The sequence below is a fragment of the Streptomyces sp. NPDC053432 genome (assembly GCF_055585365.1).
Genome location: NZ_JBVJKF010000033.1, coordinates 46,275 through 65,199 on the forward strand (window position 1 = coordinate 46,275; position 18,925 = coordinate 65,199).

Here is an 18,925-nt window from a genome sequence, read left to right on the forward strand (position 1 = left end):
CAGCCTTGGGTGGGGGCATGACCGGGCAGCGGGGATGCGGTGCATGCCCTGAGGGCTGACGGACGTCATGTTCGCTGGTGGGTTCCTTGTCCCGAGGGCGCGGGGTCAGGTGGCGGTGAGGGTGACGGGGAGGGCTGTCACACCGCGGATGGTGGCGGTGATGTCCTTGTGCCGGACCGCCCCGTTGGGTGCGATGCTGCGGGTCCGGGCGAGCAGCCGGCCGAGAGCGAGTGAGGCTTCCAGCCGGGCGAGCGGCGCGCCGAGGCAGTAGTGGATGCCTGCGCCGAAGCTCAGGTGCGGGTTGGGTGCGCGCTCCAGATCGAGCTGGTCGGGGCGGGCGAATGCGCGAGGGTCGTGGTTGGCCGATCCGATCAGCAGGGCCACCGGTGTCCCCGGGAGCAGCGGTGTGGCCGCGATCACTGTCGGGCGCTGCACGGTGCGGAAGGTGATCTGGATCGAGGAGTCGTAGCGCAGCAGTTCGTTCATGGCGCGGTCGTCGAGCTGTCCGCTACCGGACCTGTGCCGTGCGGCGGCGAGTTGGTCGGGGTGGCGCAGCAGGGCGAGGGCGCCGTTGGTGATGATGTTGGCGGTGGTCTCGTAGCCGGCCATCAGCAGCAGGGCGCACATCGGAAGCAGGTCGTGGCGGGAAAGCGTGGCCCCGGAGTCGGCTTCGGTGATCAGGGCGCTGAGCGCGTCGGGGCCGGGGTGGCGACGGCGCTCGTTGATCTTCCGGTGCAGGTAGGCGACGAATCCGGCGGCCGCTAGGTGGGCGGAGGCCAGGTCGTGCTCGGCGAGGGCGTAAGGCGGGTCGAGGAGCCGGGCGATCGGCGGGGTCTGTTCACGGATCCACGGCTGTTCCTCTTCGGGCAGTGCGAACAGGCCGCAGACCACACGGAGAGAAAGTGGGTAGGCGAAGTCGTCGAGGAGGTCCACGTGTTGCTTCTCCAGCGCGACGTCGAGCAGACCGTCAACGAAGGTGGCGATCTTGGGGGCCAGTGCGGTGATGGCGGCCGGACTGAAGAAGCGTGAGGCGATGCGCCGCAGCGGCCCGTGGTCGGGCGGGTCCATGCCCAGGAAGGAGAAGATCCGGTTCGGTGCGGTGAGCGGCCCGTGCCCCAGCCGGCTGTCCCGCAAGGCCTGCGACACCTCCGCATGACGGGTCACCACCGTCAGGCCGTGCGGTCCCTCGCACAGCGCGGCGGTTTTACGCGCCGTCGCGTAACGGGCGTACGGGTCGGCATGGAGGTCGGGGTCGAACGGGTCGAAGTACGACCGTACCGCGAGCCCGGGGGCCGGTTGCGGGTTCAATGCTCAGGTCCTTCACGCGGGGGCTTCACGGGCGCACAGGGCGTCGGGTGTGGCAGCGCCCCGGCGGAGGCGCTGCCACGTCCGAGGGGGGTCAGGGCGTGTAGGTGACCGTGCCCTTCTGTGTGCTGATGATCTCTCCGGTCGGGTCGCCACCGGTGTGGACGGACTGGCCGGTGGCGGAGACGGAGTAGCCGGCGAACCGGGTGCTGTCGGCGTCGTTGACGCCCTTGATCACGAGTTGCAGGACACCGTTCTCGGCGGGCTTCACAGAGAAGTCGGTGAATGTGCCCGTGGTCACCGTGCCGTCGGCCCAGTCCACCCGGCTGCGGAATACGGGGGTGGCGCCCGTCGGGGGTACATCCAGTGAGGGCAGCGTGCCGCTGAACGTGCTCTCGCCCTCCAGGTAGGGCTCTCCCTGCGCGTCACTGCAGATGACGGTCCCCGTTCCCTCGAAGCGCGCCTGGCCTGGGATCCCCACCTGGGGGGTTTCGACCATGCTGATCGAAGTGGTCTCGCAGGTGACGGGCTCAAGCGCCGCAGCAGTTGCGAAGGCGGTCGGCGTCAGGACCGTCAGCCCGACGCACAGGGCTGCGGCCAGGGCGGTGACGGTCGGCAGGCGCCGGGCGGAGCGGGCCGTCTTGGGAGAGGGACGCATGGGTTCCTTCCATTCGTTCTGTGAGGTGTCCGGGCGGGTGTGAGGGCTGGTGGACCGGCCGGGGCAGGCCGGCCTGGCGAGGGTTCGCCGTGGGGCCAGGGGCTGGGGTCAGGGATCGAGCACGACGGGGAGGCTGGTCCAGCCGCGCACGTTTACGCGGCCGTTGGGATCGGGAGCACCGCAGGGGACCATGCGGGGGAAGCGCCGCAGCACGGCCGGGAGTAGGAGAGATGCTTCCAGTTTTGCCAGCTGTGCACCCAGGCAGTAGTGGGGGCCGCTGCCGAAGGACAGCAGTCGGCTCGCGGGGCGCTGCGGATCGAACGTGTCCGGATCGGGGAACTGCTGGGGGTCGCGGTTGGCATCGCAGATCCACGCCATGACTTCCTGGCCCGCCGGTACGCGCACTCCGCCGACGGTCACCTCGTGCAGGGCGATACGGGTGATCAGCCCGATGGGCGCGGCGAGGCGCAGGGCCTCGTTGACTGCGGCGTTGACGGCGTGTTCCTCGCCCGCTGCCACCGGGGCGCGTGTCGGTGAGGTCATCAGGCCGCTGAGGGCGTGGTCGAGGAGGGTCACGGTGGTGTCGAAGCCGCCGGCCAGCGCCAGGGCGAGCGCGGATGCCGCCTCGCCGTCGTCGAGGGAGCCGGCGACCAGCGAGGCGAGGTCGTCCGTCGGCGCGAGGCGCCGCTGGGCCACCAGGTTGTCGAGGTATGGCTGCAGGGTCCTTGCGGCGCGGTCTGCACGCATCACTGTGAGCGGTCCGGTGGCGGGGTCGAGGAGGGCCAGGAGCGGTTGCACCAGTTCGTAAAGGCGGGGACCGTCCTGGGCGGGGATGCCGACGAGAGCGCATCCGGTGCTGCGCGTGACCGGGAGCGTCAGCAGCTCATGCAGATCGACGACGTCCCCGCGTGCCCGCTTGGCCAGGACGTCCAGCTGGTCCTCGACGGTGGTACGCACGACTTCGCCAAGCGTCCGTAGCCGGGCCGGCCTGAACGCGGGCGACATGACCTTCCGCAGCCGCTGGTGGCTTGCCCCGTTGTGGAACAACATGTGGGTGCCGAACAACCGCATGCCCGCGCTCTGCCGCCAGCCCGGGAGATGCGCGTCGAACCATTCAGCGTCCTTGACCGCGAACGCCGGGTCCCGGGCGATGACCGCGACATCGGCATACCGGCTGAAGACCATGACGTTCCGCCCGACCGGCGGGCGGGGAGCCGCGTGGGCAGCGGGGAGCGGGGGTACGGCGTGCGCTCCGTGCCGGTGCCCTGTGCCGTCCTGGAGCCGGTGCGCGGTGTTCTGCACGTGGATTCTCCCCGTTGCGGTGCGACAACCTCGAGTCCGACGGCGTGGAATCAGGACGCTCTGCGAAACGACCTCTGACCTGGAAGGACACGTACTTGCGGCGCAGATCCTCCCGATGGCTCACATCGCATCGCGTGCGGCTGCCGGTCCCCTCACGCACCGGCAGGGCTGACGCGGTCTTGGTGGTACGGGGGTCAGAGGGCGCCGAACACGAGCGCCGCGTTCTGCCCGCCGAAGGCGGAGGATGTCGACAGCGCGCGGCTGACGGCCACGCTGCGGGGGGTGCCGGTGACGATGTCCAGTTCCCTGCCGGGGTCCTGCTCGTCGACATTGGCTGTCGGGGGGACCGACTGCCGCTCCAGTGCCAGCACGGTGACCGCGGCCTCGATGGCTCCGGCCGCGCCCATCGTGTGGCCGATGATGCTCTTCGTCGCCGTCACCGGGGGCACGTGGTCGTGGAAGACCCGCCGGAGCATGACGGCCTCCGCGGCGTCACCGAGCACGGTCGAGGTGCCGTGGGCGTTGACGTGGCCGATGTCGCCCGGTGTGCATCCGGCGTCGGCCAGAGCCTGCCGCACGGCATGCTCCGCGCCTGCTCCTTCCGGGTGCGGGGCTGTCGGGTGGTAGGCGTCGGCGGAGGCTCCGTATCCGCACAGCAGCGCGCGGATGCGGGCCCCGCGGGCCCGCACGTGGTCGAGCCGTTCGAGAACGAGAACGGCTGCTCCTTCGCCGAGGACGAAGCCGTCGCGGTCACGGTCGAAGGGACGCGATGCCAGGGATGGCCGGTCGGTTCGCTGGGACAGCGCCCCCATCTGGGCGAAGCAGACGGCGCTCATGCGCGACCACGACTCACTGCCGCCGGCCAGGACGACGTCGCACATGCCGCCCAGGAGCATGCCCCGGGCCACGCCGAGAGCGGTGCTGCCGGAGGCGCAAGCGCTGGAAACCGTGAAGTTCGGCCCCCGCGCCCCGGTGTCCAGGGCGATCTCCCCGGCGACCATGTTCGGGACACTGCGCGGGAGAGCGAGCGGGGAGACGGCGGTGGGCCGGTCCTGGCCGAGGCGGGTGAACTCGGCGACATAGGTTCGCAGGCTGTTCGAACCCACGCCGATCACGACGCCGACCCGCTCGGCAGGACCGTCTTCGATACGCAGCTCCGCGTCCTGTACCGCGCGGCGGGCCGCCGCGAGCCCCAGATGCGCGAACCGGTCCAGGCGGCGGGTGAGCCGCCCGCCGAGTTCGGTCAAGGGATCGAAGTCCGGTACGTCGCAGGAGATGTCGACCGCAAGGCCCTCGAATTCCGGGTTCTTCGCGGTCAGGGAACGCCCCGCGCTCAGGTTCTTCCACGTCGTCTCGGTGTCGCAGCCCGCGGGCGTGAGCAGACCGATGCCGGTGACGGCCACCGCCTCACCCATCGGCCCTCCCCGAGAACCGGGCCGCGCCGGGGCCGAACCGGCGGACGGGCCCGGCGGCGAGCACCGTACGGACACGGTCCGTTGTCATTGTGCCAGGACGCACGCGATCGTCCGGGCCACCTGGTCCAGGGGGGCGGACCGGGAAACGTCGTTGACCAAAGTGGCGGTTTCCACGCCGGTGCGTTCCTGCAGGACCACACCCAGCTCCATCAGGGCCAAGGAATCCAGGCCCAGTTCGTCCAGGGTCGTCGTCGGGGTCAGCACGTCGTCCGGGAAGGCGAACAACTCCTGGAGAAGAGCCCGAAGACTCTCCGTGCCGAAATCCACGACCGTCTTCTCCGCCATCGTCTCTCGTTCCTCCGCCCACGGTGTTTCCACGGGCCAAACGACACCTGACGCAGGACGGTTACCGCCCGCACGGGTGCACAACGAAGATTCACTGTGCACCCGTGCAGACCGTGTGGAGCCGATGGCCAAGCTCGGCGGCTGCGTGCCGAAGACGCTGGATCGGCCCGATCGCGCAGATCGCGGGCGGCGGGCAGGGAAAGGCCCCCTCCGAGACAGTGCGCCCCAGACGGTTCGGCAGGTGGCTCAGGAAGGCGGACGGGTTCGCAGGCCGGCCGTGATGCCCCCCGTCCACCGCCAGGGCGTGGCCTGTGATGAACGCGGCTTTCTCCGAGCAGAGCCAGGCTGCGGCCTCGGCGATTTCCTCGCCTCACCCGACACCGGCCAATGCCTCGCACACACGTGACCTCGGCAGGACTCGACCAGATGTGGCCGGCCGCCCGGCGCGCGCGGTGCGGGCTATGGCCGACGAAGGGCGCCGATGCGGCGGCTGCGGCGTGCTCAGCGCGACGGGGACAACGGCCTGGCCAGCCGGTCGGTCCCGCCACTTTCGGCGCCGCCTCAGCGAGCAGCCAGGGCGCTATGGGCAGAATCGAGGGCCTGTCGCCGCAGTCCGCCGGTCAGCAGGAGTTCGGTGGCGGCCAGGATGTCTTCGTCTGTGAGGGTCTGTTTGTTCAGCTTTTCCGCCAGGTGGCCGGCGTGCTGGGCGAGGTCCTCGACGAAGGCGCTGGCGATGCCCTCGAGCACGCTCACCGTGGCGGCGGAGGCCGCGGCCTGCCGGGCCCTGAGAACGCCCTTGACCGCAGGCCCGTACTGGTGCGCGCCGGCCACTGCGCTGCTCTTGAGCCGCCGAGCGCTGCTGGCGCCCGCACGGGCGCCAGCAGCGCTCGGCGCGGCCTGGGCGGTGGCATTGGTCCTGGCGACGGCGACGTCCTGGGAGCCGCCGTGGCGGATCATCCACTGGGAGCCGGACTGCTTGAGGTCCGCGTCCAGGGAGATCGCCTTGGCCACGTGCCTGGGGAGGATCTTTTTCCTGGCCTCCGCCTCGGCCACATGCCGGGCGCCTTCGACGATGTTGGCCAGGACCTGCTGCGCCACCGCTCCCGCGGCCGCCGCCCCCGAGACGGAGACACGCAGACGAGTCCGGTTCTTGAGAGCCCGCTTGAGCAACGACGGCTTGAACCCCCTGGCCACGCCTCCGGCCGGTTTTGGCACGGACACCACGGGCAACGATCCTCGGGCCATCACGCCACTTCCCTGCTGGAACGGGGCCCGCCTGTATGCGCGGACCGGTGCCACTCATCCTGTCCCCACCCGGCAAGATCAAAGCCGACCGACTCCAGCCACCACCCGAGCGGCCCGCATGTTCCGCACCCTGGAGACCTCAACGGTTGCCGGCCTGCCGTAGTCGAAGCCGGAAGCCGTCGATGTCCTCAGCCACAAACGCCACGACCCCGGGCCGGCGTCCGCCGCCGGGACCAAACCCGAACCGGCCGCCCACCGCCACGCCGCCACCGGGACCCGCAGCCGCCCCGCACCTGCACCACGTCGTAGTTCTGACGCCTCTCGCCCATGCCGAAACACACCCCAAACGCACACCGTGCGGCCCGACCGTCGAGCCATGCCGGAAAGATGCCGAAAGATCCCGGAATATATCAAGCGGCGGAATTTCAGGGCGAGTTGCGAGCACACCGTACAAACCGCCTACGCGTACGCGAGGTCCTGCGCCACCCGGACGGGTGAACCGCGACACCCTTCAACGGCCGGTTACCGGGGCCGCCCACGCGGCCCCGGCAACCGGCAGGCGCGGCTAGCGGCGCGGCTGTCCGCCCCGCCCCCGGCGGAGCTGTGCAGCGGCCTGCACAACCGCCGTCAACGCCTGCGCCGCATCCGACCAGTCCGGCGCCCACGCGGACACCATGGCCTGCGCCACGTCCGCGGCGAGCGCCTCGGCCGCCCGACCCAGCAGTCGGCGACCACCGGTCCGGCGACGGCTCGGGGCCGGCTGCCCGGCGGGCCCGCCCGGCTCCCGCCCGGACTCCCCGCCCGTCGACTCCCCGCCCATTTCTGACGTGCTCATGTCAGATTACCCCTTACGTGAAACCTCGGATCACACCTCCAGCCGGAGGCGTGATCCGCACTGTGGAACACCGAGGGGCTAGCCGCGCAAGTCCCTCATAACCGCAGGTCAGAACGCATGTGGACGGAATTCGAGCACGCGCTACACCATCGCCCCCTTAGCGCCGCAACCCCGGCCGAAGTGACCTACAACACCCCTGGTCTGTCGTGCGCAGGGTGGATGTCAGTGGGCTGCGCAGGGTTATGGCAGTGGCGGCGCAGAGCTCGTTCACGCCGGCCATCGTCGCCCCTTGGGGGTAACACGGTTACCAGAAGCGGCCCTGGCAGAAGTCGTCGTTCGCGGCCCAGGTCCGGTAGGCCACCCCTGCCCACCCGTTCGGGTCGGCGGTCAGGTGGCTGGTGGCCATGTCCGTCAGGTGGGTCCGGACGGCGGCAGACTTCCCGGCCTTGAGCTGCTCGACGAGGTGGTGGTGGATTCCCCGGAGGGCTTGGTTGGCTTTGACGCTGTACCGCCGTCCCAGCTCCAGGAGATCGAACTGGCGGCGGACGCGGGCGGTGAGCGTGCCGCCCCAGCCAGGCGGAGGGTTGACGAAGTACGTCAGGCGGCCCGCGTCGAGGGCAGATGTGGCGAGCGTCGCGTCCAGCCAGTTCACGGTGTTGGTGTGCTCGAAGTACGGGTGCAGCAGCACGTCCTCGGCGTCCGCGGCCGCCCGGTCGTTCTTGATGTGGTTGCAGATTCCGCAGACCGGGACGAGGTTCTCGGGGGCGACGCACAGGGCTGGGTAGGTCGCCTTAGGCATGACATGGTCGAGCTGGGTCACATCGCTGTGCCGGCACAGCGGGCACAGCTCGTCCTCAGGGGCGTCCATGAGTGCGTCGTAGATGCCGCGGCCGGGCCCCTTCGTCATGCCGCTGCCGTACATGATGTCCGCGACCCGCTTGTCGGGTATGCCCTCGATCTTGAAGTTCTCCGCCTTCAGGTTGTGCAGGGTGTGTGCTTGGGCGGCGATCCGGAAGGTCGTCGCGGCCTCCTCTGCAGCGTCGACTGCGTCGCGGAGGCTGGCTCCGAGGTTCCCATTGGCCACTGTGTCGCGAGACTTGCTGGAGCAGGTCTCCCAGCTGCTCCTGGCGCTGACCGTGGGCGGGTTCAGCGGCCACATCAGAGCTCCCCTCCCTCGCAGTCGGCCAGCAGGATACGGACGAGGCCTCTGGCCTCGTCCCCGAGCTGCCCGCCGAAGTGGTTGATCACCTCTTCGTAGGCGCCGAACTCGTGGACGGCCCTTTCGACCTCGGCGTAGAAGCCGGACCTCATCACATCGAGGCCGAAGATCTCGTGGGTAAGGACGCCGACGTTCTCGCCGTACGTCTCGTATCGCGGGCGCCGAGCGCGGATGTACTGCCCGTTTCGGGTGATCTTGTAGACGCAGGTTCTAGGAACCTCCTGGAGTACGACAGGGGAGTGCGTCGCGGTCACGGCGACACCGTTGCGGTCCGTCAGAAGGTCGGACAGCGCCCGGATGAAGGAGGACAGGAGTGGGGGGTGCAGGTGAGCCTCTGGCTCGTCCAAGAGGACGAGGGTGCGTTCGGCGACCAGATCCACGAGTTCGGTGAGGGTGAGCAGGACGATGGCGTGTCCCGAGCTGAGGTCCATGAAGACGTCGCGCCACAGGCGGCCCGATCCCGTGTACAGGGCGCTGTGTCCGGGGCGCTCCCCGAAAACGACTTCGCAGTCATCGAGGACGGCGGTCTGGAAATGCCGATCGCTGTCCAGCCTCTCCAAGGCCTCCAGCCAACGGTCGTAGCGTCCCGAGGTCATGATCGACTCGAGGCTGTCGATGAACTCGTCTGCCAGCGAGCCCGGCGTGATGCCGACGTGCCTGTAGCGGGTCGTGCGAGAGGATTCCCGGAAGCCGGTGTACGTGTCGAAGGCGCTGGAGCTGACCAGTAGGACGTTGGCGAAGGTCTGCGGCTCTCCGAACTCGGTGGGGAGGTGCACGATTCTTCCTGCGGTCGCTTCGAGGAGGTCTCCGTGGTGCACGGCGGCTTGGGCTAGGGAGTGCAGGAGGGTGGTCTTCCCTTCGCCGTTGCGCCCGATGAGCACGTGGATGTTGGTGGGGGGTGCCGATTCGGGCGTGACCTCGAATTCCAGCGGTCCGCGCGTTGGGAGGGAAGGGTCTGTCTGCGGGGGGTGGTAGTCGAACCGATAGTCGGCCAGCCGTTGTCCGCCGGCTGCGATGCGGTTGAACTGGCCGACGACGGTGTGCTCGGCGACGCTGCGCAGAAGCGATAAGCGGACGGCGCTGGTCCACCGCGCGGTTGCGAACACGCCCAGATTTAAGGCGAGGTCGTTCAGGCCGTTCAGGATTTCGCGGCACATAGCCGGTCCGAGGTCCTTGATCCTCTCGTAGTACAGGTCGTCCTGGCCGAGGGAGACCCAGTCGCCGAACCTGCGCGGCAGTCCGCCTTCGTAGATGCCGGTGGGCAGTGGGCTGGGACCGGGCTCCTGGTTGAGGAGGGCGATTTTCACGCGGCCTATCTCGACCGGCAAGGTGTCGGCGCCCCGCCGGATCCAGAGGTCGAAGCTGGTCTTGTAGTGGTGGTCGTCCCACCTGTCCGGGACGAGGAGGGCGGCGCGGGGGCCGGCGTCGGAGGGGAAGGCTCTGGTGGGTTGGACGATAAACCGCACGGGTTTCTCCAGCTGGTGGCAGCACTCGAACCCCGAAGCCTATGCATCTGTGCCGACGTCGTCTCTCAGTTCTGCATCGAGTGGCACCTCGGCCGCGCCGCGCCCCTGTGCTGGGCCCCGCGGCTACCTCCAGCGTGGCATCACACACTGACGTCACTGACAAAACTCCGCGCCACGCTGACATCTACTCTGCGCCCGACACCTGGTCAGCACCGTGGTTGCCGCGCGAGCGCCGCAACCGCCAGGGGCGTGCGACCGGTTCAGCCCACAGCCGCGGCTGGGCCCGCCCCGAACCGGGGCACATCCTCGGCCGTCACGTCCAGGCGCAGCCGCTTGAAGCGCAACGGGTGGCGGAAGACCCCGCCGTGGTCGACGGCGCGGTCGACGCTGATCTCCGCGACCAGCTCGGGGCGGACCAAGACGGCGTCCAGGACGTCACGCGACCCCCACGACGCCGCGAACCGCACCCCCGTCCACGGATGACCGGGCTCGGCCGCTGCGAGGTGCTCTGCGACCTGCCGGGCCTGGTCCTGGCGCAGCAGGACTGTGCGGCCGACCGCGCGCAGCCGGCCTGTGGAGTCGTGGCGGCCGAGGATAAGGAGCTTCGGGCGGGTCAGGGTGCCGGTGACCGCGCCGATGACCGCCTCGGTGGTGTCGCGTCTTCTGATCTTGGTCCACCCCGGTACGAGGGGAGATATTTCCCATTCAGGGGCTTGATCAGGATTCCCTAACGCCGGACACGTCCGTCCAGGAATGGGACACCGGCGAACGCTGCGTGCCGGCCGCCGCCGAGCAGGTCCGCCGACTCCTGGCCGAGGGATCCCCGCCTGCATCCACTGCCGCCCCGACACCGCACTCGGAGTGCTGGAGTGACCGGGTACCGGCAGGGTGGAGGGATGAGCCCCGACCTGCGCGTGGTCGTCGGACCTGCGCGTGGTCGCCGATCCGCCGGATACCGGGGGCGGGCGCCGCGTCCGGGTCGACGGCGAAGTCCTCGGCCGCGCCCTCGGCCCCGGCGATCTTCTGGAGTTCCTGCGCGGGGCGGGTCTGGGCCCGGACGACGTTCGCCTGGACGATGCGCTGCTGATCGAGTGGCGAGGCGGCGGGCCGACTGTGTGGAGCCCGGACACTGGCGGAGCGTGAACACGGTAGTGCGGGGCCGCGCGCCCGGCGAGGGTGGGCTTCAGGGACAGAGTTGGCCACTGCCCCCGAAGCCCGCGGTCATTCCCCGCACATTGTTTTGTAGCTGTCGGCGTCGAGGAGACTGTCGAGTTCGTTCCCGTCGGAGGGCTCCAGTCGGAAGAGCCAGGCGGCGTAGGGATCCGACTTGAGCAGGTCAGGGCGGGATTCGACCTTGGTATTGACCTCGATGACCTTGCCGCCGACAGGGGCGTAGATATCCGATGCCCCCTCCGTTGACTCGATGGGGCTGACCGTCTCGCCTGCGGCGACCACCACCCCGGTCTTGGGGAGTTCGACGAAAACAACGTCGCCGAGAGCGTTCTGGGCGTGGTGGCTGATGCCGACGGTCACGGTGCCGTCAGCCTCCAGACGGACCCACTCGTGGCGCCGCGTGAATCGCACATCTGCCGGAACTTGAGACATCTCGTCCCCTATGGGTTGTGGTGGTCGCACGGAGCAAGGGCCCTGCGAGCCGCGTTCGCGGCCGTCAACGCTCTGCGAACGGGGCCAGACCCATCCTGCACTTCCACTTCCCCCTAGCGGTGGATCACCGCGCACGGCCCGCCCCGGACCGAGTCGAACTCGACGCCCTCACCGCCCCGGCACCACAGCGTGCACGGGGCGCGACCCGGCCGAAGGCGCTGCTCCCGATCCTCGCCCACGGCCAGGAGGAGAACGGGGGCCCGGCATCCAGGAGTGCGGCTGGGCGGAGACAGCCGGGGCGGGAGCCGTCGGCGCGGCCTGTCGCCGGCTCCTCCACCTGGGCAACACGTGCACTCCAGGATCGCGCACATCCCGCGCAACGGAACCGTGTGCGGCCGTAGCGCTTTCGCCGCGGCTCCCGCCTCGCGCGTACCGGAGCCCGCCACGCCCAAGTGATCATGTGAGGTAGGGGCGGGTTCCGGTGAGGTGCAGAAGCCGGTCCACGGTTCGGCTCACAGCGGTCAGCCGCAGGGACTGATGCGCCTTTCCGGCGGTGTCGGCGGCGGCCAGGAACGTGTTGAGTCCCGCACAGTCGCAGAAGGTGACCTGTCGGCAGTCGACGGTGACAGCGTCTCGGGAACCATGGACGGCGGCCAAGAGGACATCGCGTACGTCGCCGGCGTTGTGGAGATCGATCTCACCGCTGACCGTGACATGGGCCGAGCCGTGCGGTCCGGCGGTCACGGTGATCTGCAGGCGGTCGACGGCAGTGGCGACGGAGTCACGGTCTATGGTCTGAGACATCTCTGCCTCCTCTGCGGCCCGATGGATCCCCGAGGCTTCTGTCAGCATCGTCGGCACCCCCGCGATACGCGTCAAGAATTACCTGAAAAAAAGTACGTATATACAAAAACTGGGGGCATCATGGAGGTATGGGACATGCGGCAGCTCCCCGAACGCCGTGGACGTTTCTGACCAGCCACGCCCGCGTCCTGCTGACCCTCGCCCGCGATCCAGGCGCCAGGCTCCGTGACGTCGCCGAAGCCTGCGAACTGACCGAACGAAGCGTGCAGGCGATCGTCGCCGACCTCGAACACGAGGGATACCTGACCCGGGCACGCCAAGGGCGCCGCAACCACTACCGGATCACCCCGGGCGCGAAGTTCCGCCACTCCGCCGAAGCAGGCAAAGCCATCCAAGGCCTCCTCGCCCTCTTCGACGCCACCCACGCCCTCGCCCGCGAACCTCGGCCCGACCGGGCCGAGCAGACCCCGGCCCCACCCGCCTCTCAGAGCTGAACCCCTGCCCCTCAACCGGTTCCCCGGGTACGGCGCGATCGGATACCGAGAGCACGGCTCAGCCGGCCAGTGCGATCGCACGCTGGGGCACCGCAGGGGGCGCAGGCCCGTCTCCCCCTCCGGGAGCAGAGGGCAACCGGTGTGCCGGGCGCCGCGGCCGTGGCCGCGCCGAGTGCGAGGCGGGGCCGGCCTCATGGGGGTTTGGAGTCCTCGTCGACCGCGGCGCCTCGCGTCCGGCGCGCCCGCTAACAGCGACCCCTGGCACTACTACGACCTCGGCCACGCTGGTGCACCTACACGTTCACCTAGAGCAGTGCCAGCATCGCATGACCTGCGCACGCTGCGCCTTTACCTCCCCAAGGCCTCCAGCAAGGGCCAGATCCTGGAGGCCAAGAAGAACCAGAAGAAGATCGCCACCATCCCGCTCACCGACGACAAACGCGCCGCCGTAGACGACGGCCAAGCTGCCCTCGACCAGCTGCTTGAGCGGCTTACCGACGTCCAGACACCGGCCGGACCCACCCGGCGCGAGCCCGGCCTGCCTCCTGGCGCTGTACCACTACCGTTCCCTGCAACCGACGCGCGGGCCCAAAAGCCGTGCTGTCCACCCAAGCCGCTAGGTTGAGCCAACCGACTGGAAGGGGAAGCCCATGACTGAGCATCCGGATATCGCAGCACTGACCCAGGTCATGGCCCCGACCTTCGGCATTGACGAGGCCCTGGACTGGTCCTCGGTTGAAGAGCGACTGGACTGCCGACTGCCCACCGACTACAAGGCGTTCATGTCGCTCTACGGCGGTGGAGGCATCGACGACCTGCTCAGTGTCCTCCTTCCTCTGCATCAGGACGGCATCCAATGGGACCCCGGCTCCATTGAGGACGAGATCTTGGGCGCCCGCTCGACGTGGGAGCACACCCCGGCCCAAGGGCGCCCCGACCTCGACCCGGCTCACATCCTCCCCTGGGGCCAGACATCCGGACCTGATCTCCTCTGCTGGCTCACCACTGACCCCAACCCCGACCATTGGCCGGTCCTGGTCTGCGGTCGGCACACCCCCGAGCGCTGGACCCTGTTCGACTGCGGCATGGCCCGATTCCTCTTGCGGATCTTCACCGCTGACCTCGCCACGTGCCCCCTGAGCGACGCCTCGCTCTGGGGCAAGGCCTCTCCAGGATTTGTCCACTGGCGCGAGCAGCAGATCCGATGGAAAGCCGGCCGGGACCCCTTCACCAATGAACCGGACCCCTACGCCGACATGTTTTCCCGCTGAGCCGCGGCACCGCGGCTTGAGCCGCCGCGGGAACGTGACACCACAGATTCCACAGATCGCCTCAGCGCACGGTCTGCCGGCTCACGGGCCGTTGGGCCGCAGCCGGCATCGTCAGGCGGCCTGGACCCCGACGCTGTCCGGATGAACGACACGCTGCCGTTCGAGTGGCACGCGGCGGGCACGCTGGCCGCGTAAGCAGGCGCAAACCAGTTACCCCCTCCGGGAGCGCAGATCGGACAGTGTGCTGGCCTGGCGTCGCGCAGCGCCGACGGGAGACAGCTGGGCTCAGCCGGCCAGCGCAACCAGGCGCCGGTGCTCCAGCTGGTCCGCCGACCTGGCTGTGAGGTGGACCCGCACCTCCGGCAGGTACTCCTTCAAGGCGGTATACCCCGCCGTGTAAGCCTCTTCCTGCGCGCCGGCGGCCGGCAGTGTCCAGAAGACAGCAAGTGTGCGTGCCTGCGCGCACCCTCCGGGGTGGCGAAGGCCAGCTCGTGGACGACGAGCCGGGCCTGGTCCGCGGGCAGGGCGGCGATCAGCTCCTCGTGGGTCAAGTTCCCCTCCGCCTCGGACACCAGACACCGGGGACGTCGGCGAAGCGGAGGATCACCGTGTTGATCTCCCGCATCTTCAGATGATGGAGGGCCTCACGAGAGCCGTCCGAAAGAGTCGGGCTGTTCATCAGAGCCTCGCTTCGGTCAGGGCAAAAGCACCGTTCGGGCGCGGTCACCGTTCTGTTCTGGGCACATCGACGCATGGGACAGCCTCAGCGGGGCGCCACGTGGGCGCCTAATCTCCTGGCGCCGCCCCGTGCCGCGCCAGGATGGGGCCCCGTGGGTGCGGAGCCTGCGGGTGACGGGAGCGGAACATTGAGCTCTTTCAACTTGGGCTTTGGATGAGACACCCAAACAGGCTGTGACCTGCAGAACCACCCACGGCCTGTCACCCGATCGCGGGCAATCTGAAAGAGCTCATTAATCGACGTGGACGTCCAGCACCGCGGCAGCCAGATTCTGATCGGCGCCACAGGACAGCTCGACGACGGTGCCGGAGAACCGCTCCAGCGCGCGCTGGACCACCTGCCCACTGAGGGGCTGGACCTCCTGGTGGACCTGCATGCCGTTACGGCCATGGACCTCAATGGTCTGCTCCACCTCATGCACCTGCACCAGTGTGCAGAGCAGCTGGGCCTGCGGGTCCTGGTCACCGGCTGGCAGACCCAGCCCCAGCAGTGCATGGCCATCATCGCCGGCATTCCCGGGCGCCAGACGGCCACCGGCGAGCGCTACGCTCTCGGCGGTTTCCGCCGGCTCTTGGAGGAGAAGGCCCAGCGCGCCCGTGACCAAGCCGACTTCACCGACGGCTGGCTCGCACACGTCTGACGGTCGCTCGCCGCAGCAAGGGCAGTCGGCTGCCCTTGCCGGGATACGGCGAGCACATATCGGGCGGGCAAGCCCCGTGAGGGGGCAGTCAGTGGCCGAGGGCGTTCTTCAGCTGCGCCTTCGGCATCGTCGAGCGGCCCTCGATGTTGCGCTTCTTCGCCTCCTGATACAGCTCTTCCTTGGTCCGCTCCGACGAACCGCCCCCACCCGACCTCTGCCCGCCCCGCTGCGAGGCCGGCTTGCCCTGCGCCGAACTGCGGCTCGCCGTCTTGCTCTCCCCCGCCCGCGCGCGCTCCTTGTTCACCGTCCCGGACGCCATCTCCTTCGCACGGCCCTCCGACATGCCGCGCTCCTCACCGGACTCCTTGATGTGCTCGTACTGACGCTCACGCTTCGCACTGGAACCTCTGGGTATGACACATCCCTGTCTCGACACTGTCGGATCATGGTCATGCTTGAGGCCGCCGCCACACTCCGCACCTCCGGCCGGGCCAAAGGGAGCAAGCAGTCCGGTGGCGGAACGGGTGCGGACGGGGCCACTGCAGGACATTCCGGGGCCATAACCCCGGCGGAACGTACGGCCGCAGCAGCGGCTCGCGAGGAGTCGATGAACGACACCGAGGAGGGATCTGCCCGTGCAGGTCGATGGTGTCGGCGACGTCGGTGAGGAGCGGCGCGGTGTCCATGTCGAGTTCACCGGCGACGGTCAGGACCGTCCGGCCGGGGCGTCCGCAGACGCCGACTCGAGCGTGGGGTAGATGTGGTGACGCCCCGTTTCGCAAGTCGGAGCCCATTACGGTCGGCTCCCCGTATTCGGGGGGGGAGAAGGCCGTCAAGCACGCGGCATACGGCGTCGCGCACAGCCGAGCGAGACCACCCGTACCTTCCATCGACCACCGAAAGGTGATCGTCAGGTAGCGCGGGGTCCCCTCACCAGACCAGGCTGGTAACCCTTCGAACCTGTCACGGCGCCGCCCGAAACGCCAGAAGCACCGGCCCACTCAAACCGCACCCCCTCATGCCTGCGGGGCTTCATGCAAGAGCCGCCCCGTCCGCTTTCCCGAACCGGTGGGCGGCGTGTCGCGCAGAGCGGCGCGTACGGCAGCCAGGGCGTCCTCGATGTCGGCATGGACGGGCAGGGCCGGCTGGTTCGCCCTGATCAGGTAGCGCACCGCTTGGGGAGAGGTGGCCACGGCCACAGGGATGCCTGCCTGGGCCCAGTGCCGGTAGGCCCGCAGGACCACCGAGACGGCGGCCGCCGTGCCCGCCGCGGGGCCGAGAGCCAGGACCAGGCCGGCAGGCCGGTGCTCGCCCACCAGAAGTGCCCTGGTAGCCGCCGTCGGCAATCGTGCTGGTGTTGCCGACGGCAGCCATCAGCTCGGCCGCGTTCCTGACGAGGCGCTTGAGCTCACGGTGACGAAAGGTCGGGGCTAATGTCGCCTTCTTCCGGAGAATACGAGCCACTGGTTCAGTGCGGCAGCTCGCTGTTCGCATCCACGGCAGGGTCGCTGCACTGCCGCATGAGTGAGGCGCTTGATCACGTCACCCAGGCCAACCTCCTCCTCAAGAAACCTCGGCAGCTGTACACGTAGCGGCTTCTGCGGCGCGCGACGTCGGCGCCGTTCGTCGTCGTCCACTTTCCACCTCCGGGACGCGGCGAGCTTGAATCACCAGAATAGCATTGTTGGCGATAAGATCCCTGTACTTAAATACATCAATTATTGACGCTTCACGCGGCCGTTGAGGTTGCGCCCAATATGCACCTGCAGGACTATAGGGATGTGCCCGCATCTTCACTCAGAAAGGTAGGGGTCAGATATGGCGAACGTCGTGATCGACAGCGTCTATTGCGCCGAAACGACCGACGGCTCAGGCTCTGACGATCTTTACATAAAAATCGACGGCGTCCAGATTTATGGCACCGAGGAAATCGACGCGGGAGACAACAGGATCATCAACGCCGGGCGCAGTTTCGATGTGAAAGCAAAGGTCAGCCTATGGGAGTACGACAGCGGCTCCGGCGATGACCACATCGGCAGCTTCTGGGCCCATCAGAGCCAGGCCGGTCAAGGGCAGCAAGCGGTAACCTTGACGGGCGACGACTCGCATTACGACGTACACTACACCGTCACGGACTAATCGCGAGGCAACTAACACTGCAGAGCGGATGACTCCGGACGGTCCGGAGTCATCCGCTCTGCAGTGCTAGCATCAAACGCATTCGAGTTTCCCGGAAATGGGATTGAATTTAGCATTCTGTCCGGGTGAGCAGCACTTGCCCTTATCGCAGTTCTTTCCCAGAGGGCAGGGGACGTTGTTCTCGCAGCACTCACCAGGCGGGCAGCAGGCCTCGGATGCGCACGAATAGCCTGTTGGGCAACACTGCTCCTCGTATACGACCGTCGGCTCCCCACCGGGCTCGCCTCCCGGCTCGCCTCCCGGTGGCCCCTCCTTGCGTACCCTGCACGCAACCCGCCCCGGGGGGCAACAGTCATGCGCCGTTGGGAGGTACCGCCCCTCAGGACAGCAGCCCGTCGGCGTGCAGTGCTCTCCCGCGCAGCATTGGCCGCCCCCGCAGAGAACACCGGGTTTGCAGCACTTTTCGCCTAGGCAACTCTCTCCTGCTTGACAGCATCCTGCGCCGCAGGCTACGCCACCCTGAGTACAAAGAATTCCGTCTGTGCATGTGGTCTCTGGGCCTGGTGTGTAACACACACCGTTGCAGCATTGCTGGCCGGGTGGACAGCATTTGCTCGGGCCAGTAAACCCTTGCGGGCCACAGCACGTATGCCCGGGTTCACAGCATTTTCCGTCTCCGCAGCAGTCCCACCCGGGTGAACAGCAGCCGATTACCTGATGCGCTGAGGGGTATTGGTAGCCATAACAGCAGGTGGCTCCGGAGGGGCAACAGCGGCGTTGCGGGCCGAACAGGCAGAGTTCTCCCAAACAAGGTGGCGGCCCGGTGCAGCTGTGATTACATTCAGCCTGGCATTCGATCTTCTCCCAAGCGTCCTGTGGTGCGCACTCGCTCATGCAGTCGTTGTAGCAGCTGCCGGCCAGGAAGACGTGGGTGCCGGACCCTTCCCGAGGGACTGACCGGTAAGCGCTGCTCGTACGGTACAGAGAGGCATCCGCCGTAGCGGTCGGGACTGACATTGTAAACCGACCTCCTCTCGCCGTCACCGGTCGCAGTACGGAGACAGCTTCGTGACCAGGAAGGGGAACTCTTCTGTTACGTCGACTCGGACGAAGTATGTCTCTGTCACGTCGGTTGTCCGGTTGGTGTAGGAGAACACCACGTCTTGAACGCTCCTGCTGCCGCTGAGCCGCGATAGCCGTGTTTCGATTGCTGTCAGGGCAAGTCCCGATGCGAAGGCATGAGCGGTATGCGCATAGATCTGGGCGTACCGCACCGCGCAATAATTGAGGGCGCGATGCCCGTCGGATGAGCCGGCGTTGTCGGCAATCTGCATAAATCGCTCAAAGCGCTGGACCCTTCCGGCATGGCCTAGGCTCATTAAACCGTCCGTCACAGCGCCGATCCCCCGCTGACCGATGGACCGTCCGATGTTGGTCATCCGC

Annotated in this window: 22 protein-coding genes; 6 read left to right on the plus strand and 16 right to left on the minus strand. The window is 68.3% G+C overall.

Features of this window, described 5'->3' with window-relative positions; all coding sequences use genetic code 11:
- Positions 1 to 105 precede the first annotated feature (105 nt).
- The 13 genes from ACZ6Y1_RS35035 to ACZ6Y1_RS35095 form a co-directional block, all read right to left on the minus strand.
- Entirely contained in the window at positions 106 to 1,308 is a 1,203-nt protein-coding gene (locus ACZ6Y1_RS35035; protein ID WP_469639704.1) for a cytochrome P450, read from the minus strand.
- Positions 1,309 to 1,399: 91 nt separating this feature from the next.
- On the minus strand, positions 1,400 to 1,963 hold the full coding sequence (locus ACZ6Y1_RS35040) for a hypothetical protein (RefSeq protein WP_469639706.1): 564 nt from the start codon (positions 1,961 to 1,963) through the stop codon (positions 1,400 to 1,402).
- Positions 1,964 to 2,071: 108 nt separating this feature from the next.
- On the minus strand, positions 2,072 to 3,265 hold the full coding sequence (locus tag ACZ6Y1_RS35045; protein ID WP_469639709.1) for a cytochrome P450: 1,194 nt from the start codon (positions 3,263 to 3,265) through the stop codon (positions 2,072 to 2,074).
- A gap of 194 nt (positions 3,266 to 3,459) precedes the next feature.
- Positions 3,460 to 4,680: a beta-ketoacyl-[acyl-carrier-protein] synthase family protein gene (locus ACZ6Y1_RS35050; RefSeq protein WP_469639711.1), complete on the minus strand. Its 1,221-nt coding sequence runs from the start codon at positions 4,678 to 4,680 to the stop codon at positions 3,460 to 3,462.
- Positions 4,681 to 4,764: 84 nt separating this feature from the next.
- Positions 4,765 to 5,025: an acyl carrier protein gene (locus ACZ6Y1_RS35055; RefSeq protein WP_469639713.1), complete on the minus strand. Its 261-nt coding sequence runs from the start codon at positions 5,023 to 5,025 to the stop codon at positions 4,765 to 4,767.
- A gap of 91 nt (positions 5,026 to 5,116) precedes the next feature.
- Positions 5,117 to 5,386, minus strand: a complete 270-nt coding sequence (locus tag ACZ6Y1_RS35060) for a hypothetical protein (protein ID WP_469639748.1) — start codon at positions 5,384 to 5,386, stop codon at positions 5,117 to 5,119.
- Positions 5,387 to 5,586: 200 nt separating this feature from the next.
- Positions 5,587 to 6,249 (minus strand): hypothetical protein, encoded by a 663-nt coding sequence (locus tag ACZ6Y1_RS35065; protein WP_469639715.1) that lies wholly within the window; start codon positions 6,247 to 6,249, stop codon positions 5,587 to 5,589.
- 586 nt (positions 6,250 to 6,835) lie between these two features.
- Positions 6,836 to 7,105, minus strand: a complete 270-nt coding sequence (locus tag ACZ6Y1_RS35070; protein ID WP_469639717.1) for a hypothetical protein — start codon at positions 7,103 to 7,105, stop codon at positions 6,836 to 6,838.
- 304 nt (positions 7,106 to 7,409) lie between these two features.
- Complete coding sequence (locus ACZ6Y1_RS35075; protein WP_469639719.1) at positions 7,410 to 8,264, minus strand: HNH endonuclease; 855 nt, start codon at positions 8,262 to 8,264, stop codon at positions 7,410 to 7,412.
- Entirely contained in the window at positions 8,264 to 9,790 is a 1,527-nt protein-coding gene (locus ACZ6Y1_RS35080) for an AAA family ATPase (protein WP_469639721.1), read from the minus strand. The genes ACZ6Y1_RS35075 and ACZ6Y1_RS35080 overlap by 1 nt, the downstream gene beginning before the upstream one ends.
- Before the next feature lie 260 nt (positions 9,791 to 10,050).
- On the minus strand, positions 10,051 to 10,209 hold the full coding sequence (locus ACZ6Y1_RS35085; RefSeq protein WP_469639724.1) for a hypothetical protein: 159 nt from the start codon (positions 10,207 to 10,209) through the stop codon (positions 10,051 to 10,053).
- Between the two features lie 802 nt (positions 10,210 to 11,011).
- Complete coding sequence (gene gcvH, locus ACZ6Y1_RS35090; protein ID WP_469639726.1) at positions 11,012 to 11,395, minus strand: glycine cleavage system protein GcvH; 384 nt, start codon at positions 11,393 to 11,395, stop codon at positions 11,012 to 11,014.
- Positions 11,396 to 11,851: 456 nt separating this feature from the next.
- Positions 11,852 to 12,199: an STAS domain-containing protein gene (locus tag ACZ6Y1_RS35095; RefSeq protein WP_469639728.1), complete on the minus strand. Its 348-nt coding sequence runs from the start codon at positions 12,197 to 12,199 to the stop codon at positions 11,852 to 11,854.
- A gap of 128 nt (positions 12,200 to 12,327) precedes the next feature.
- On the opposite strand from ACZ6Y1_RS35095, the gene ACZ6Y1_RS35100 reads away from it, so the two are divergent.
- The 4 genes from ACZ6Y1_RS35100 (at position 12,328) to ACZ6Y1_RS35115 (ending at position 15,343) form a co-directional block, all read left to right on the plus strand.
- A complete protein-coding gene (locus tag ACZ6Y1_RS35100; protein ID WP_469639730.1) occupies positions 12,328 to 12,693 on the plus strand; it encodes a helix-turn-helix transcriptional regulator in 366 nt (121 codons plus the stop codon).
- A 313-nt stretch (positions 12,694 to 13,006) separates the two neighbouring features.
- A complete protein-coding gene (locus ACZ6Y1_RS35105; RefSeq protein WP_469639732.1) occupies positions 13,007 to 13,318 on the plus strand; it encodes a hypothetical protein in 312 nt (103 codons plus the stop codon).
- A 25-nt stretch (positions 13,319 to 13,343) separates the two neighbouring features.
- The gene (locus ACZ6Y1_RS35110) at positions 13,344 to 13,964 is read left to right on the plus strand and encodes an SMI1/KNR4 family protein (RefSeq protein ID WP_469639734.1); all 621 of its coding nucleotides are present in this window, start codon (positions 13,344 to 13,346) and stop codon (positions 13,962 to 13,964) included.
- A 980-nt stretch (positions 13,965 to 14,944) separates the two neighbouring features.
- Positions 14,945 to 15,343: an STAS domain-containing protein gene (locus ACZ6Y1_RS35115; protein WP_469639736.1), complete on the plus strand. Its 399-nt coding sequence runs from the start codon at positions 14,945 to 14,947 to the stop codon at positions 15,341 to 15,343.
- Positions 15,344 to 15,431: 88 nt separating this feature from the next.
- On the opposite strand, the gene ACZ6Y1_RS35120 is transcribed toward ACZ6Y1_RS35115, so the two are convergent.
- A complete protein-coding gene (locus tag ACZ6Y1_RS35120; RefSeq protein ID WP_469639750.1) occupies positions 15,432 to 15,758 on the minus strand; it encodes a plasmid stabilization protein in 327 nt (108 codons plus the stop codon).
- Between the two features lie 220 nt (positions 15,759 to 15,978).
- On the opposite strand from ACZ6Y1_RS35120, the gene ACZ6Y1_RS35125 reads away from it, so the two are divergent.
- The gene (locus ACZ6Y1_RS35125; RefSeq protein ID WP_469639739.1) at positions 15,979 to 16,101 is read left to right on the plus strand and encodes a hypothetical protein; all 123 of its coding nucleotides are present in this window, start codon (positions 15,979 to 15,981) and stop codon (positions 16,099 to 16,101) included.
- Between the two features lie 258 nt (positions 16,102 to 16,359).
- On the opposite strand, the gene ACZ6Y1_RS35130 is transcribed toward ACZ6Y1_RS35125, so the two are convergent.
- On the minus strand, positions 16,360 to 16,659 hold the full coding sequence (locus ACZ6Y1_RS35130; RefSeq protein ID WP_469639741.1) for a hypothetical protein: 300 nt from the start codon (positions 16,657 to 16,659) through the stop codon (positions 16,360 to 16,362).
- 502 nt (positions 16,660 to 17,161) lie between these two features.
- Between ACZ6Y1_RS35130 and ACZ6Y1_RS35135 the strand changes: the two genes are divergently transcribed.
- Entirely contained in the window at positions 17,162 to 17,482 is a 321-nt protein-coding gene (locus ACZ6Y1_RS35135; RefSeq protein WP_469639742.1) for a C2 domain-containing protein, read from the plus strand.
- 1,040 nt (positions 17,483 to 18,522) lie between these two features.
- Here the strand turns inward: ACZ6Y1_RS35135 and ACZ6Y1_RS35140 are convergent.
- On the minus strand, positions 18,523 to 18,925 hold a 403-nt coding region (locus ACZ6Y1_RS35140; RefSeq protein ID WP_469639743.1), incomplete at its 5' end, for a cyanobactin maturation protease PatG family protein.

Excerpts from the sequence above, each read along its gene's own strand:
- ACZ6Y1_RS35040 (WP_469639706.1), bottom strand. The coding sequence starts at position 1,963 with ATGCGTCCCTCTCCCAAGACGGCCCGCTCCGCCCGGCGCCTGCCGACC.
- ACZ6Y1_RS35050 (WP_469639711.1), bottom strand. The coding sequence starts at position 4,680 with ATGGGTGAGGCGGTGGCCGTCACCGGCATCGGTCTGCTCACGCCCGCG.
- ACZ6Y1_RS35055 (WP_469639713.1), bottom strand. The coding sequence starts at position 5,025 with ATGGCGGAGAAGACGGTCGTGGATTTCGGCACGGAGAGTCTTCGGGCT.
- ACZ6Y1_RS35070 (WP_469639717.1), bottom strand. The coding sequence starts at position 7,105 with ATGAGCACGTCAGAAATGGGCGGGGAGTCGACGGGCGGGGAGTCCGGG.
- ACZ6Y1_RS35075 (WP_469639719.1), bottom strand. The coding sequence starts at position 8,264 with ATGTGGCCGCTGAACCCGCCCACGGTCAGCGCCAGGAGCAGCTGGGAG.
- gcvH (WP_469639726.1), bottom strand. The coding sequence starts at position 11,395 with ATGTCTCAAGTTCCGGCAGATGTGCGATTCACGCGGCGCCACGAGTGG.
- ACZ6Y1_RS35095 (WP_469639728.1), bottom strand. The coding sequence starts at position 12,199 with ATGTCTCAGACCATAGACCGTGACTCCGTCGCCACTGCCGTCGACCGC.
- ACZ6Y1_RS35100 (WP_469639730.1), top strand. The coding sequence starts at position 12,328 with ATGGGACATGCGGCAGCTCCCCGAACGCCGTGGACGTTTCTGACCAGC.
- ACZ6Y1_RS35110 (WP_469639734.1), top strand. The coding sequence starts at position 13,344 with ATGACTGAGCATCCGGATATCGCAGCACTGACCCAGGTCATGGCCCCG.
- ACZ6Y1_RS35135 (WP_469639742.1), top strand. The coding sequence starts at position 17,162 with ATGGCGAACGTCGTGATCGACAGCGTCTATTGCGCCGAAACGACCGAC.